Below are 16,276 nucleotides of genomic sequence, written 5' to 3' on the forward strand. Positions count from 1 at the left end.
CTAGAGGCGCGATATTTTTCATCGTTATATCAGTAGCACTAAGCCTGTTTCGGTACTGCCACTTTATGGAACAAACGATACAACACTGGCACGACAATCAGTGTCAGGACTGTCGCAAAACCCAAACCAAACATAATCGTAACCGCCATTGGTTTGAAGAAAATATCTGGCAACAGTGGGATCATACCAAGGATCGTCGTGATAGCAGCCATACAAACGGGACGGACGCGACTTACCGCAGCATCAACGACCGCGTCATAAGCCTCTTTACCGGACTTCATTTCAATTTCAATTTGGTCCAGTAATACGATGCCATTTTTGAGCACCATTCCCGATAAGCTTAAGAAGCCGAGCAATGCCATAAAACCAAACGGCGTGTTGAGTGCCAACAAACCAGTGGTGACGCCAATTAACGCCAGCGGTACGGTAAGCCAAACAATGAGTGGCTCTTTGATAGAGTTAAATAGGAATACAGTGATCAAGAACATGAACAAGTACCCCATTGGCATAGTAGTAAACAGTGACTCTTGAGCATCACCTGAAGATTCGTATTCACCACCCCACTCTAAGGAATAACCTGGTGGTAATTGAATCGCTTCGATTTGGGGCTGTAAGCGTTTTTGCAATGTCGATGCGGTTTCTTCACCTAGAATATCAGGGTCTGCCATCACAGTGAGCATACGCTTACGGTTCTTACGTACGATGATAGGATCCTCCCAACGCATGTCGTAACCCATTGTGACTTGTTGAAGTGGGATAAACTCACTCTGTGCTGGACTCCATATTTTCATGCCTTCAATGTTACGAATATCAATACGTTCATCTTCAGGTAAACGAGCCACGATAGGCATGAGCGTCGTGCCGTCTCGGTAAAGGCCTATCGTCATTCCAGAGAATGACATGGACAAGAAGTCATCGACATCTGATTTGGTAATGCCATAGCGACGTGCCTGACTCTCGTTAAACTGAGGTTCAAGAACTTGGGTTCGTTCACGCCAATCATGCCTGATATTTGTTGCCTGAGGGTCGGCGTACATGATGTCCTTGACCTGAGCGGCTATCGTACGAAGGACGGTTGGATCTGAGCCAATAATGCGAGCTTCAATTTTTGCACCACCACCAGGGCCTAACTCAATCTGTTTGAGCTTGTAATTGATTTCTGGGTAGTTGGCTTTTAAATACTCTCGAAACTTCGCCATTAATGGTTTCAACGCTTCGTAATTTTCCATACGAGTGGTTATCTCACCATAAGCCGCATAACTTTTCTCTGGCGCGTACGTTAACATGAAGCGCTGTAAGCCTTTACCCGCGGTCGTCGTGATATGGTCAACATGCTCTTGCTTAGCTAACCAACTTTCTAACTCTTTAAGCGTTGTGTTGGTTGCTCGAATATCAGTTCCTTCTGGCATCCATACATCTAACTGAAAAATCGGCGTTGTCGAAGATGGGAAAAACGCTTGCTTCACAAAGGTGAACCCGTAAACACTTGCCGCTAATCCCGCAATCAGCACCACAACGGTAAACCAAGCACGACGCATACAAAACTGAAGAAACTTTTTATAAATAACGAAAATAACCCCGTTATATGGATCATTTTCTTCCCCTTCACCTTGTTTAATCTTCTGGCCTTTAAAGAAGATGTCAGCAAAGAATGGTGTCAACGAGATAGCGGTAAACCAGCTCAACATTAAAGAGATCAGCAGAACCGTAAATAAAGTGCCACAGTATTCGCCCGTCGAGTCTTCAGACAGTCCAATTGGCGCAAATGCAGTTACCGCAATCACAGTTGCCCCAAGTAATGGCCACTTTGTTTGGGTAACAATGTCGGTCGCTGCTTGGAGTCGAGTTCGCCCTTTTTGCGTACCAATCAAAATCCCCTCAACCACGACGATTGCATTGTCCACCAGCATACCTAACGCGATAACCAAGGCACCTAATGAAATCCGCTGCAAATCTATCGCGAGATACTTCATGAAAATGAACGTACCCAGCACCGTCAGCAGCAAGATTAAACCGATTAGTAGCCCAGAACGTAGCCCCATAAAGAACAGAAGTACGATAATGACGATACCGACAGCTTGAGCCAAGCTGACAACAAAACCGCTAACCGATTTATCCACCTCTTTAGGCTGACTGTAAATTTCCGAGATTTCGATACCGACAGGTTGTTGGTACTTTAGCTCGGCAAGGCGATGATCAAACGCTTTTCCGACTTCAACCACATTGACGCCTTCAGCAAAAGAAACACCCACGTTCAGTGCAAGGCTGCCGTTAAAATTAATAACATTACTCGGTACTTCTACATACCCGCGTTTTATTTCCGCCACATCTTTCAAGAAAATGAGCCCCTGAGCGCCCGACTCAGTAATCAACAAATCACCCAGCTCCTCCACACTCTGGAACTCGCCAGTCGGCTGAATTCTGATGTACTCGTCACCAATTCTGATCGCCCCTGCGTCAGAAACCACGTTTTGCGTCGAAAGAAGATTAAACACGGTATCCGGAGCAAGACCTATACTGCTCAGCTTTTTCATCGATACTTCGATGAAAACTTGCTCTTGCTGTTGCCCGGATACCGAAACTTTACTCACGCCATCAACCAGTTCGAGCTCTCGGCGTAAGTAATCGACGTAATCCAGTAGCTCTTTATAGCTATAACCGTCGCCAGTCACCGCTAACAAAATCCCGTAAACATCACCAAAATCATCGATCACTTGAGGTTCATTCACACCTGGAGGCAACGTCCCTTTAAGGTCGTTCACTTTACGGCGCAACTCATCCCAAATTTGTGGTAGATCATCAGGGCCATAATTGTTCTTCATCGTGACCGTGATTTGAGATAATCCCCGGCTAGAAATCGAATTTACTTCATCAACATAAGTAAGCTGCTGAATCGCTTTTTCGATTGGGTACGTCACTTCTTCTTCGACTTGTTGCGGTGTCGCACCAGGGTAAGAGGTCACTACCATCGCATCTTTAATAGTAAAAGCAGGGTCCTCAAGACGCCCTAAACCAAAGAATGCGGCGATACCACCAATCAAAAATATCAGTGCGACCATCCAACTGATGACGCGATTTCGGATGAAGTACGCAGCAATACCGGTCACATCATCATCACTTTGAGGCACTGATTTATTAAGATCGCTCATAGACCGGCCTCCTGCGTAGCCATTTCCTGTATCACTTCCACTTTCATGCCATCCCTTAATCGAGAAACACCGGCAATCACGACTTTGTCTTTGAGCATGAGACCATCAAGGATTTGAATGGACGTTTTAGATGCCTTACCTGCTCGCACCTGTTTGCGCGATACCGTATTGTCGTCATTCAGTACCCAAACAAATTTGTTTTCGCGCCCCAGCTCGTCACCATCCGCATTAAAAATGGCTTCGATAGGAACATTAATTCCTAGGTTGAGATCAAGCCCAACATTCTCGTCTTTAGAAGTTACCTCAACAGCCATACCATCTAGGATGTACTCTTCTTCCGGCATAGGAAGCGACAGTGTGACAGTAAACGTACCTGTTGTTGGGTCGGGTTCGGTTGTAAATTCTTTTACCGTCGCGTTATATTCGTTACCACTGGGCACGCGCACTAATGCTTTGATCGCGGTAAGCCTTTCTTCCGTTGGCGGTTGGTTCACATAGAGGCGGTCAGGAAGCTGAATCAACACTTCGACTCGCTCCAAGCTGTGAATATTAACGATATGCTGTCCGACTTGAACATTTTCGAATTGGTCGATATTAACTCGCGAAATAATCCCATCCACGGGCGCTTTTAAGGCAGTAAATGATAGACGAAGTTTGGCTAACTGAAGCTCAGCTAAGGCGATTTGTCGTTGTGCTGCAATTTCATCAAACTGAGACTTAGCTAATAGGCCTTTATCAACCAAAGGGCGTGAGCGGCGATACTGACTGTCGACAACAGAAAAACGCGCACTCGCATTATCTACATCCAACTCATAGTCAGTGGGATCTAGCGTTGCAATAACATCACCCTTCGTGACTTTGTCGCCCTCTTTTACCATGATGCGGCTGACTTCTCCTGCCACTCTGAAGCTCAAATGAGAGCGATCCGCTGCATTCGCAACCGCAGGGAAGTACAAGTTGTCATCCACCTTGTTTCCCGCTAATGACGTAACTCTAACTCGTGGCGTTTCGAGCTCTTTTTCTGGCGCCTTATCCCCACAGCCAACGAGAAAAAGCGTTGAAAGTAAAGTCGCTAGAGAGATGATTCCTTTCATATTACAACCCTCTTTCCTTAATCCACGCTCTTACCTTAATTCCGGGTTCAATTACACTGACACCCGAGATAATGATTTGGTCGCCATCGTTAAGCCCGGCTAACACTTGATTTTTGTCATTCATCTCAATTGCGGCTTTGGATACAATGCCTTGCTCATCGACACGCCAAACGTATGTTTTGCCGTTTTCTTCTAGCAACGCGGAGTTAGGAATCTTTGTCGCTCCTGCACTTTTGGACAGGAGGTAAGCATTGCCAGACATTCCCGGCAAAAGGCCAATTTCTGCTGGCCGCTCCATGACCATCGTGACTTTGTAACTGCCCGTTTTAGGGTCGGCTTCTGTATCGATTTCCTGAAAGGTTAAGTCAAAGGCTCGCTCGGGGAACGCATCAAATATCATTCTGGCAGAGACATCGCTCCCCTGCGTGTAACGATTTAGAAGATAGTCTGGGATTTGGAATATCACTTTGAGGAGTTGGTTGGACTGAATATTCATCACCCCTTCTTTCGCGGCAACATATTCATGGTTTTCTGCTGGAATGTACGAAATAGTTCCATCATATGGCGCGACAAGTTTGGTATACCTTAAGTTTGCCTTTGCTTGATTCCATTGAGCTTTTGCCGAGTTGTGGTTCGCTTTTGCCTCATCAAAATCTTGCTCAGATACTACTTGGTCTTTACGTAGCTTTTGGTATCGCTTGTATTGCACATCTGCGAGCAAAAAATTTGCCCGAGCTTGCTGTTCGAGCAGAGAATATTCATCTGGGTTTAATGACGCCAAAACATCACCTTTACTGACGACTTGACCTTCATTCACTTCTATCGTTTGAAGAAGCCCAGGAACTCGAAATGTCAGTACTGCTCTATCGCCAGCTTCCGTCGTGGCAGGAAAATGTCGCTCAAACTGGGCATTGCCAACAGATACTGTAAATAGCTTCGCAGGGCGCGATTCAGGTTCAGGAACAGGAGGAAGTTCTTTACCGCACCCCGACAAGACAGCCGAGATGGCAATAGGAATGAGCAATTTTCTCATTACATTCATCCATAAAAATTGGGGGATTATTTTTAAAGTAGATGAATTTTGAACGAACTTCCAGAGCAGAAAAGATTAATAGTGCTTTAAAATTAGTAATTTGTGATAAAAAAGCAGGCTTTATGCCTGCTTCAGTTAAATCTTCTTTGGATACAAAATGCCTAAAGTTTACTGAATTCTCTGTTCACCCTATATGTATCAGACGTAACATAAGCTTCCATGTTACGAATTTTGCCATCAAGACGGTCAAAATCCCTTTCCAACACACTGAGCAGTTGATCAGGGCTTTGCCCTTTCTGCCAAGGCTTACTTTTGAGCGTATGCTCTTGCTGCGCTCTGATATTTTCAGAATACGTTACTGGTTGCTTTTCTAACATAAACGCCATCGCGACGTACGCTAACAATACCAAAAACGTACCACCTAACAGCGCTGCAGAAATCACTACAATACGAATCAACCAAACTTCTGCACCAAAGTAGTTGGCAATACCGGCGCAAACACCGGAGATTTTGCCATTTACTGGATCACGATACAGTTCTCGATTATTCATACTTGCGTCTCCATGTTGGTGACTCAGCATCCAAGATGCGCTCCAATGTATCAACTCGGGACTGCATCGCTTCTGCTTTTTCAGATAGTACCTGAAGGCGCTCTAAATCCTGGCTCGACAGTGCACTATCTGTTTTGCGTTTGCTGCGATAGTGTAAGAAGAGCCATAGTGGAGCGACAAAGATTAAAAAGACAATCACTGGTCCTGCTATAAAAAATGCCGACATAAATGGCTCCTTTCTTATTTATCTTTCGATGACATCTGTTCTTTCAGTTTTGCCAACTCTTTTTCAATTTCGTCTTGTGCCTGCAACTCTGCAAACTCTTGTTCTAGCGATTTAGCATTACCGGTTTGAGCATACAGGTCTGCTTCCGCTTCCATTTCATCCACTTTACGTGAGTATTGCTCGAATTTCGCCATCGCTTCATTAGTACGGCTAGTGTGCAGGTGTTTTTGCACATCACGACGGTTAGATGCAGTTTGGTTACGAATTGCTAGTGCTTGCTGTTTTGCGCGCGTTTCAGCAATTTTGCTTTCCAACTTACCAATCTCGCCAGTAAGCTTATCGATCGTTTCTTCCACTAAGGTTTGCTCAGTGTGGAGGCCTTTAATCACTTGCTCTAGCTTTTGCTTTTCAATTAACGCTGCACGAGCTAGATCTTCACGCTCTTTAACTAATGCTAAGCTCGCTTTTTGGCCCCATTCGCCAATTTGCTCTTCTAACGTTTCAACCTTACGAGCCAACTCTTTCTTGTCTGCAATCGCTTTAGCCGAGTTAGTACGCACTTCAACAAGTGTGTCTTCCATTTCTTGAATGATAAGACGGATCATTTTTTCAGGATCTTCCGCCTTGTCCAGTAATGCACTGATGTTTGAGTTAACGATATCTGCAAATCGAGAAAAAATACCCATAACGGAACTCCTCTTTTTTCCTATTAAAACTCGACAAGGTGGTGATTAACCTTGTGTCTCCCTGAATATATAACAAGTAACGTGCCAACTTATAATTTTCTTTTAAATCAGAGTGTTATTCATTTTGTTGTCGTTACACACTATTGTGCTATGATGTTTTTCACCAACTGTTGGTGAAATTTACCAACTCTATCTCTAAATCATGGCTCGGCTGTTAAATAAGAAGGACTTTATGAAGCAAAACCTGATTGGTGAATCACCTGCTTTTCTCGCTGTACTAGATAAAGTATCACAACTTGCACCCATTGAGCGCCCTGTCCTCATCATTGGTGAACGAGGTACGGGTAAAGAACTCATCGCTCAGCGTTTGCATTATTTATCAAGACGTTGGGATAAACCACTACTATCACTCAACTGTGCGACATTAAGCGAAGGGCTAATAGATTCCGAATTGTTTGGACATGAATCCGGCTCCTTCACAGGCTCTAAAGGTAAGCATAAAGGGCGTTTCGAGCGTGCCGAGGGCGGTACTTTGTTTCTTGACGAGCTGGCGACCGCACCACTTTTAGTTCAAGAAAAGCTATTACGCGTCATCGAATATGGTGAATATGAGCGAGTTGGCGGTCATACCGCTCTCAATGCGGATGTTCGACTTGTTTGTGCAACCAATGCCGACCTACCAAAATTGGCAGAGCAAGGTGATTTTCGTGCAGATCTGCTCGACAGGCTAGCCTTCGATGTCATTATGTTACCGCCTCTTCGCGAGCGCAAAGAAGACATTCTCTCTTTAGCAGAGCACTACGCGATGAAAATGTGTCGTGAACTGCAACTGGAATACTTTGTCGGTTTTACCCCAAAAGCGCAGCAGTCGCTTATTGAATATGAATGGCCCGGTAACGTCCGCGAACTAAAAAACGTGATTGAACGTGCGATTTACCAACATGGTCTGAATGCTCACCCAATTGATGAACTGGTTTTCAATCCTTTTGAAACGGTTTGGCACAGCGCGCTTGGCCATAGTGCAAAACAAGCAGAACAACAAGAAGAGGAAGCATCAAGCAACACCATCCAATTCCCTCTAGACTATAAACAATGGCAAGAGGAACAAGATATCCATTTACTCAATCGTGCATTGGAAGAAGCCAAGTTTAATCAACGACAAGCAGCCGAGCTACTTGGCTTGAGCTATCACCAATTACGAGGGATGGTTAGAAAATATGGTTTGGTCGGACAAAGCTAACTTGACCGAGAGTACTCAATCAATACACGAGCTCGTGACTGCGCTCTAATTCGCATGCATTTATGGCATAACACCTTACAGTGTATGGATTTTATGTTTGGAGCGAGTTCACAAAGGTGATAAATTAGCGAGATCATTTTCGCTTGTTAGCTTTGAAAGAGTAAGATCAAACGAAACGAGCAAGATCCAATGAACATTTCATATTATGAATGCTTTTATAAGATTATCGCTGAGCCTTATTGGGATTAGCCTACTGACCGCTTGTGGCGATGAAATTGACCACAATGATATTCGCAAAGCTGGCTTTGTGTTTTGCGGACAAGGTAAGCCGACCACGTTTAACCCTCAGCTTATTGATAGCGGTATTACCGCAGAGGCTCTGAGCCCGCAGCTGTACGATACGCTGCTCACGCTCGATCCTAAATCACATCAGCCCGTGGCAAGCATCGCCGAGAGTTGGTCAGTAAATGAATCAGGGACGGAATACACGTTTAAGCTTAAACGTGGTGTTAAATTCCAAACCACACCTTGGTTCACACCCACTCGCCCATTGAATGCAAAAGATGTGGTATTTAGCTTCAAGCGAATCATCGATGTAGACCATCCTTTTCACCAAGTAGGTGGTGGTTTTTATCCATGGTTTGCAGGGTTAGATTTTCAAAACCTACTCCAAGACGTGGTTGCAATAGATGAGTATACGGTAAGGTTTACGTTATCTCAGCCAAACTTTTCTTTCTTGGCCAATATTGCCACCAGCCATGCGGTTATCTTGTCTGCGGAGTATGGACAGCAATTGGCAGCAAAAGATCATAAAGAAGAAATCGACCAACTTCCTATCGGTACCGGCCCTTATCAATTAAAAGAGTACCAAGTGAACGACTTGATTCGATTAGAGCGTCATTCAAATTACTGGAAGTCACCAGCAAAAATGGAACAAGTGGTGTTCGATATCTCTCACAGAGGGACGGGTACATTAGCTAAACTTTTAAGAAACGAGTGTGACGTACTCTCTTCACCTATTTCGAGCCAAATACCTGTCATTCAAGAAAATGACAACCTTGAGCTGACGGCTACACCAGCTAACAACGTTTCCTTTATTGCGATAAACACAGAAACCACCGCGCTGAGTGATGCTCGAGTTCGCCAAGCTCTTAACTTAGCGATCAACCGTCAAAATATTTTAGATTCGGTTTACTACGGAACTGGCTCCCAAGCTTATACCTTGCTACCACCTAATTCATGGGCTTATCAAAAAGACAGCGTAAAAATTCGTTATGACCGGAATTATGCATTGGCACTACTTCGAGATGCAGGCTACGAAGACGGCCTAGAATTGACCATGTGGGTACCACTTGAACCACGTGCTTTTAACCCAAGCCCTCGCAAGACCGCAGAGCTAATCCAAGCGAATTTTGCCGATATTGGGGTTAAATTAACGCTACTTACCGATGATAGGTTTGAACGTGTGGATTTGGAGAACATCAACGATATCGATTTACTTTTAACTGGTTGGATTGGTGATACCGGGGATCCTGACAACTTTTTCCGCCCTTTATTATCTTGCGAGTCTGACCGCGTTGGCCTTAACGTGTCCATGTGGTGTAACGATGACTTCGATTTCTTGCTCGATTTGGCTTTAGAAACTCAAGAACCGCGTTACCGTTTGAACCTATATCGCCAAGCACAGAACATTTTGAATCAAGAGTTCCCGGTTATTCCTCTGGCGCATGGCGTGCAGTTCCGTGTGCACGACAAATCGCTGACAGGCTTCAAATCAAGCCCTTTCAATGCCCAACCGTTTGATAGAGTTGAGAGAATTCACTGATGTTTTGGTATACCGTTCGACGCTTTAACCTATTTATCATCACTTTGATGATCCTTACATTAGTGGGTTTTTCTCTGCTGCGCCTTGACCCTCTCTCGCACTGGGCAAACGTTGATTTTTGGTCTGGCTGGCAAACTTACTTGATCAACCTTTCTCAACTCGATTTTGGCATAAGTAAAAACGGCAATGCGATTTACGACGAGCTCGCCGTTGTATTCCCAGCCACTTTGGAATTGTGTTTCTTTGCCTTTTTGGTGTCCCTTTTGATCGGCATTCCACTTGGAACCGTGGCTGGGATGAAGCAAGGTAAATGGCTCGATACCAGCATTTCATTCATGTCAATGTCTGGTTATTCCGCCCCAATCTTTTGGGTTGCTCTGTTACTTATCATGGTCTTTTCATTGGAATACCAACTCTTTCCCGTTGCGGGACGGTATGATTTACTTTACGAAATTGATCATGTAACCGGGTTTGCCATTATCGACGCATTCATGGCGAAAGGCGAATACCGCGCTCATGCACTGCAAAGCGTTATTGAGCATATGGTGCTGCCATGTTTGGTGCTCGCTTTGGCTCCAACCACCCAGGTTGTCGGACTAATGCGTTCCTCGGTAGCGGAAGTGATGAGCCAAAACTACATCCGTGCAGCGAGAATCAAAGGTCTTTCTAACCGCGAAATCGTAACTCAACATGTATTGCGGAATGCGATACCGCCTATCATTCCCAAAGTTGGTGTTCAACTTTCGAGTATGATTACCTTAGCTATCATCACGGAGTCTATTTTTAACTGGCCAGGTATTGGTCGTTGGCTTTTAGATGCGCTAGCAAGCCAAGACTATGCATCTATCCAAGCTGGCGTGATGGTACTTGCGACTTTGGTTCTTACCGCTAACATACTCTCGGATTTGATTGGCGCGATGATTAACCCTTTAGTTCGAAAGGAATGGTATGCTAACAAATAACGTTTATCAGGAAGAGCGTATTCCAACACAGTTTGAGCGTTTTTGGCGAAGCTACCGCGCCAACGGACTAGCCATGTTTGGCTTGTGGTGCTTGGTGTTTATCGTCCTTATTACCATTTTTGCCCCCCTACTTGCACCATTTGACGCCCAAGCACAGTCAGGTGAGTTGCTTGTGCCGCCATCATGGGCCCCAGCAGGAACGGTTGATTACTTTTTGGGGACCGATGACTTAGGTAGAGATATTCTTTCGCGCCTGATTATGGGCTCTCAGCTGACATTTGGCGCTGCTGTCGCCATCACCGCAATTGCTGCCGTTGTAGGCTGTTTAATTGGCGTATTGGCAGGTATGACGAAAGGCTTACTGTCGAGTACTCTCAACCACTTGCTCGATACCGTCATGTCGATCCCGTCGCTCTTATTAGCAATCATTTTTGTGGCATTTCTAGGCTTTGGTGGGTTCAATATTTTACTCGCAATCTGCTTGGCTTTGATTCCGCGTTTTATTCGCTCCGTTTATATAGCAGTCCACACCGAAGTTGAAAAAGACTACATAATGGCAGCACGCCTTGATGGCGCTAATGATTTCTACTTACTGTGGAGTTCAATTCTTCCTAACATTCTGACGGTCATTGCCGCTGAAATCACACTCGCGCTCTCTGCTGCGATTTTAGATATTACGGCACTGGGTTTTCTTGGCCTAGGCGCACAGGCACCAAGCACCGAGTGGGGAGCAATATTAGGTGACTCTGTCGAGCTTATTTATATTGCACCTTGGACAGTGACCCTACCCGGCCTGACCATCATGTTTACTGTTATTACCCTAAACTTAGTAGGTGAAGGTGTACGTCAAGCGCTTAATGCGGGGATCGAATAATGCCGTTGTTAGATATTCGACATTTGACCATTGAGATCGAAACACCTCAAGGGTTGGTCAAAGCCGTTGACCGAATGAGCCTAACTTTGAACGAAGGCGAAATTCGTGGTCTTGTAGGTGAGTCTGGTTCAGGGAAAAGCTTAGTTGCAAAAGCGATTGTCGGGGTAAGTAAAGATAACTGGCGCATCACCGCAGACCGTATGCGCCTTGGCAATATTGACTTGCTTCAGCTTACACCAAAAGAGCGTCGGCGCGTCATTGCTCGTGATATTGCGATGATTTTCCAAGAGCCTTCAACTTGTCTTGACCCTTCAGAGGAAGTCGGGCGTCAATTGATTGAATCCATTCCATCTCGCGCATTTGAAGGGAAATGGTGGGAGCGATTTAAATGGCGTAAAAAACAGGCCATCGCGCTTTTGCATAAAGTGGGTATTAAAGATCACAAGCGTTTAATGGGTAGCTACCCTTATGAACTGACTGATGGTGAGTGTCAAAAAGTCATGATTGCCATGGCGATAGCGACCAAACCAAAGTTGCTGATCGCAGATGAGCCAACCAACGACTTAGACCCGATTACTCAATCGCAAATTTTGCGTCTGTTGAGCCGCATGAACCAACTTAATAACACAACCATTTTGCTTATCGGCCACGACTTAGCGACCATAACACAGTGGGCAGGACGTATTACGGTAATGTATTGTGGTCAGTCGGTGGAGTCTGCCGATACCAGTAAAATCATTGCGGCACCCAAGCACCCGTACACCGATGCCTTGCTTAAAGCGATGCCTGACTTTAATGATTGGGTACCACACAAGCAAAAACTCCAATCCCTACCGGGCTCGATTCCGCCATTGCAGCATCTGCCTATCGGTTGTCGCCTCGGACCACGTTGCCCATATGCGCAGAAACAATGTGTAGAAATTCCACACACCAGACGAATTAAGAATCATAAATTTAACTGCCACTTTCCATTGAACACGGAGAAAAAGTCATGAGTGCGTTACTTGAAGTCGATAATTTATCGAAGCAATTTGTTACGCGCTCCCGTCTGTTCAAACGTCAGGTTAATGAGGCAGTTAAACCGGTAAGCTTTACTTTAGAGCCAGGACAAACTATTGGTTTTATTGGTCAAAACGGGTCAGGAAAATCCACACTAGCTCGTATGCTTGCTGGCGTTGTTGAACCAAGCTCCGGAGAGATCCGTGTGAATGGCGAACGATTGGAGCACAAAGATTACGCGACACGCTGCAAGCTCATCCGCATGATTTTCCAAGATCCAAACACATCGTTAAACCCACGTATCCAGATTGGTCGTATTTTAGAAGGTCCGCTAAAGCGAAATACCAACATGCCGCCAGATGCGCGCATGCAGCGTGTAAAGAACACCTTGCTCCGCGTAGGATTGCTGCCTGAGCACGCCTATTTTTATCCACAAATGCTAGCTGCCGGTCAAAAACAGCGCGTATGTTTGGCTCGTGCACTTATTCTTCAACCTTCCATCATTGTCGCTGATGAGGCGTTAAACGGTTTGGATATGGCAATGCGCTCGCAGATCATTAACTTATTCCTCGAGTTGCAAGAAGAGATGGGATTGTCATTTGTGTACGTGTCTCAGCATATTGGCATTGTTAAGCATATTACTGATAAAGTGATGGTGATGCATGAAGGTGAAGTGGTCGAGTTTGGCGAGACCAACCAAGTACTGACTCATCCCGAGCATCCTATTACTCAACGATTAGTCGAAAGCCACTTTTACAAAGCGCCAAGCCATCAAACAAAATAGCTTATCAAAGATGTAATCGTGCAAATGTAAAGAAGCCTGCTTTAACGCAGGCTTCTTTATTGCATGGGTACTAATCAAAAAACTAACGGCGGCTCGCTTGTTTGCGCAGTTCAAAATCAAACTCGTCAGGAAACAATACGACCCCTTCTTCATTTTGATTTGGGAATACAACAATCGATAGCTCGTCATCCTCTAGACCAGAGGTCCAACGGCTGTGCCACTTGTTTAGAGAGATCGCTTCTGGCTCGCAATCTTCCCAATCACCATTCGCCCATTGCAAAGCGAACTCTTCGTTTGGCCATACTGGTACACAATCATCATCTTCTGTATTTAACATGACACAGCCATGTTCGTCTTTCAGAATCCAAACCTTACGATTCGCCACAATCTCTTTTACGCAGTACTTTAAACGTTGCTCTTCGTTGTAGCGATTAATGGTATCCATCTGCTCTTGGGTCAGTTGCTCAGACATATTCGTCTCCTATTTCCCATAGAAAAATGCCCGCAGCTAGGCGGGCATTTAAAGTATATGCTAGAAAATTAAGCTAGCTCAGTTTGAAGCCAAGGCCAACCTTGCTTCTTACGACTTAGCGTGTTTTCCATCATTAGCATGCCGTCTTTTTCGTGCTTAACAAGCTTCTCAGCCCACTCACCTTTGTATAGAAGACGAGTTTGAGCAGTCGTGATGTCTGTTAGCATTACAGCAGCGAACGCTAGGTTATCTTTCTCACAACGAGATTCTAGGTCTGCTTCTAGTGCTTCGATCATACCGTCAACTTGCTCAAGAGTTGCAAGTTCAACTTGCCCAACCACTACGTCACGACCGTTGAATGGGTAACCTTTAAGGTCTTTCTCAACAAGCTCAGCCGCTGATAGACCTTCGATGTTTGTTTTAGCAATTAGAAGATCTTTAGTGAACGCGTCAACATCTTGTACGTCTGCGATTGCCGCTAGTTCAGCAACGGCATCTTTGTCTTTTTGTGTACAAGTTGGAGAAGCAAAACCTACTGTGTCAGATAGAATTGCTGACATCATTAGCTTAGCAATTTGTGGAGTAATCGCGTGACCTTCAATCTTGAACATGTTGAATAGAACAGTGTTGGTACAACCAACAGGCCAGATCCATGCTTCCATTGGGTTTACTGTCATCACGTCACCTAGACGGTGGTGGTCAACAATACCCGCAATTTCAGCTTCTGCGATATCGTCTGGTGCTTGTGCTAGATCTGAGTAATCTACTAGCCAAACGGTCTCACCCGCAACTGATGTGCGAAGCTCAGGAACTTCAGCGCCAGCAACTTCTAGGATGTGCTGAGTTTCACGGTTGATTTCGCCTTGGCGAATTGGCATAGCTTCAACGCCACGCGCTTTTAGAAGTTCAGTTGCAACGAGTGCACTACAAATACTGTCACTGTCTGGGTTCTTATGACCTACAACTAGAATCATGTTTCTTCCTATTCAAGTCAATTTTATACGCCGCCTAATACAGTTAATTAGGGCGTGTTTGCTCACAAAGGCCGATACTTTACCTGATTTCAGAGAGTTTGACACGAAGAAAAGTTCACAATGCTATTGCGAATAAATCTCATTTACATATAATGATAATTATTCCTATTTGCATTTGAGTAAACGATGAACGCGACCCAATTATTACACTCTGCACAACAGTTGTTTCAGCCTACTCAGTTTCGTTTAGCTTATAAGCGATTGCTGATCCCTATCGTCATGCTCATTTTGCTAGGCAATGAAAATACACGTGACGTAGCCGTACAGACGCTATCCGACTCATTCTGGGCAGTGTCATGCTATGTTGCTGCCACATTGGCTATTTATCATTATCTTTCAAACTTTATGTCGAAAACCAATCGAATTACCGAGCTCTACCATCGCTCGCGTAATCATCAGGTTTTCTTTGCTTCTTTATTGGGTGCTTTGCCTGGCTGTGGTGGCGCTATTGTTGTGACAACGCAATTTATTAGTGGCCGAGTGGGATTTGGTGCGATTGTCGCGGTACTTACTTCAACAATGGGTGACGCTGCCTTTTTACTTCTGGCCGCCAAACCAAGTGTTGGATTAGGCGTGGTTGGATTAGGCATTATCGTGGGTACTCTTTCAGGGTTAGTCGTTAATGCTTTTCATGCTGATAACTTTCTGCGACCAGAACCAAAAGAAGCACCTCAGACACATGCTTGTTGCCAACACCAGACAGACCGACACACGCCTCTTGAACAACGTGCAATCAATCTACAAGGCGCATTTTGGAAATGGCTTATTGTGCCTGCTAGTGTCGTTGCTGTGTTAATGTCTTTCCAAATAGATATTAATCAGTTGCTATCTTTGAAAGCCAACACCATTGAATGGCTGGGCGCTATCTTCGCGGTGATCACAATGTCATTATGGGCGATGACCAAAGAACTTGGCGATTATCAGTCAACGGTCTCTGAAGATGAAAAAATCGTGGACTCACACCCGATTCAAAAAGCAGCACAAGATACGAATTTCGTCAGTGCTTGGGTGATCGTTGCTTTTCTGGCGTTTGAGCTGACAACCTATTTTTCTGGACTCGACCTTGTAGAAACCTTTTCTCATTGGGGAATTTGGATGCCATTAGCTGGCCTAGCCATTGGTATGTTGCCTGGTTGCGGACCGCAAATTTTAGTCACTAGCCTATACATTTCTGGTGCAGCGCCACTTTCTGCGCAACTGGCCAATGCGATTTCTAACGATGGTGACGCCCTATTCCCCGCCATTGCAATGGCACCGAAAGCTGCTTTGGTCGCGACTATTTATTCGTCCATTCCTGCGTTTATTGTTGGATACGGGTATTACTTTTTATTCGAGTTCTAACGCCCA

General features: G+C 45.0%; 15 protein-coding genes. 7 read left to right on the forward strand and 8 right to left on the reverse strand.

All coding sequences use genetic code 11. From position 1 onward, the window contains the following. Positions 1–38: 38 nt before the first annotated feature. The 6 genes from vmeI to pspA form a co-directional block, all read right to left on the reverse strand. Entirely contained in the window at positions 39–3,149 is a 3,111-nt protein-coding gene (vmeI, locus tag R8269_RS16655; RefSeq protein WP_017634672.1) for an efflux RND transporter permease subunit VmeI, read from the reverse strand. Beyond that, the gene (locus tag R8269_RS16660) at positions 3,146–4,243 is read right to left on the reverse strand and encodes an efflux RND transporter periplasmic adaptor subunit (RefSeq protein ID WP_005378112.1); all 1,098 of its coding nucleotides are present in this window, start codon (positions 4,241–4,243) and stop codon (positions 3,146–3,148) included. The genes vmeI and R8269_RS16660 overlap by 4 nt, the downstream gene beginning before the upstream one ends. Before the next feature lies 1 nt (position 4,244). Next, positions 4,245–5,276, reverse strand: a complete 1,032-nt coding sequence (locus tag R8269_RS16665; RefSeq protein WP_005378114.1) for an efflux RND transporter periplasmic adaptor subunit — start codon at positions 5,274–5,276, stop codon at positions 4,245–4,247. A 161-nt stretch (positions 5,277–5,437) separates the two neighbouring features. Further along, complete coding sequence (pspC, locus tag R8269_RS16670; RefSeq protein ID WP_017634673.1) at positions 5,438–5,827, reverse strand: envelope stress response membrane protein PspC; 390 nt, start codon at positions 5,825–5,827, stop codon at positions 5,438–5,440. After that, positions 5,820–6,053 carry an envelope stress response membrane protein PspB gene (gene pspB / locus R8269_RS16675; RefSeq protein WP_005378117.1) on the reverse strand — a complete coding sequence of 78 codons (234 nt, stop codon included), beginning with the start codon at positions 6,051–6,053 and terminating at the stop codon, positions 5,820–5,822. Before pspB ends, pspC begins: the two co-directional genes overlap by 8 nt. 14 nt (positions 6,054–6,067) lie before the next feature. After that, on the reverse strand, positions 6,068–6,739 hold the full coding sequence (pspA, locus tag R8269_RS16680; RefSeq protein ID WP_005378119.1) for a phage shock protein PspA: 672 nt from the start codon (positions 6,737–6,739) through the stop codon (positions 6,068–6,070). Between the two features lie 232 nt (positions 6,740–6,971). Between pspA and pspF the strand changes: the two genes are divergently transcribed. From pspF to R8269_RS16710, 6 genes are all read left to right on the forward strand, one after another. Beyond that, on the forward strand, positions 6,972–7,979 hold the full coding sequence (gene pspF, locus R8269_RS16685; RefSeq protein WP_017820869.1) for a phage shock protein operon transcriptional activator: 1,008 nt from the start codon (positions 6,972–6,974) through the stop codon (positions 7,977–7,979). 205 nt (positions 7,980–8,184) lie between these two features. After that, positions 8,185–9,804: an ABC transporter substrate-binding protein SapA gene (sapA, locus tag R8269_RS16690; protein WP_033905101.1), complete on the forward strand. Its 1,620-nt coding sequence runs from the start codon at positions 8,185–8,187 to the stop codon at positions 9,802–9,804. Further along, positions 9,804–10,766: an ABC transporter permease gene (locus R8269_RS16695; protein WP_005378122.1), complete on the forward strand. Its 963-nt coding sequence runs from the start codon at positions 9,804–9,806 to the stop codon at positions 10,764–10,766. The genes sapA and R8269_RS16695 overlap by 1 nt, the downstream gene beginning before the upstream one ends. Continuing rightward, complete coding sequence (locus R8269_RS16700) at positions 10,753–11,640, forward strand: ABC transporter permease subunit (protein WP_005378123.1); 888 nt, start codon at positions 10,753–10,755, stop codon at positions 11,638–11,640. Before R8269_RS16695 ends, R8269_RS16700 begins: the two co-directional genes overlap by 14 nt. Further along, a complete protein-coding gene (locus R8269_RS16705; RefSeq protein WP_005378126.1) occupies positions 11,640–12,635 on the forward strand; it encodes an oligopeptide/dipeptide ABC transporter ATP-binding protein in 996 nt (331 codons plus the stop codon). The genes R8269_RS16700 and R8269_RS16705 overlap by 1 nt, the downstream gene beginning before the upstream one ends. Further along, on the forward strand, positions 12,632–13,423 hold the full coding sequence (locus tag R8269_RS16710) for an ATP-binding cassette domain-containing protein (RefSeq protein ID WP_005393308.1): 792 nt from the start codon (positions 12,632–12,634) through the stop codon (positions 13,421–13,423). Before R8269_RS16705 ends, R8269_RS16710 begins: the two co-directional genes overlap by 4 nt. An 82-nt stretch (positions 13,424–13,505) precedes the next feature. Here R8269_RS16710 and R8269_RS16715 read toward each other — a convergent pair whose 3' ends face one another. After that, positions 13,506–13,895, reverse strand: a complete 390-nt coding sequence (locus R8269_RS16715; RefSeq protein ID WP_005378129.1) for a DUF2750 domain-containing protein — start codon at positions 13,893–13,895, stop codon at positions 13,506–13,508. Positions 13,896–13,963: 68 nt separating this feature from the next. Continuing rightward, positions 13,964–14,869 carry a manganese-dependent inorganic pyrophosphatase gene (locus R8269_RS16720; protein ID WP_017634678.1) on the reverse strand — a complete coding sequence of 302 codons (906 nt, stop codon included), beginning with the start codon at positions 14,867–14,869 and terminating at the stop codon, positions 13,964–13,966. 186 nt (positions 14,870–15,055) lie between these two features. On the opposite strand from R8269_RS16720, the gene R8269_RS16725 reads away from it, so the two are divergent. Continuing rightward, a complete protein-coding gene (locus R8269_RS16725; RefSeq protein WP_005378133.1) occupies positions 15,056–16,270 on the forward strand; it encodes a putative manganese transporter in 1,215 nt (404 codons plus the stop codon). Positions 16,271–16,276: the final 6 nt, after the last annotated feature.

The organism is Vibrio sp. Vb0667, from assembly GCF_033391095.1.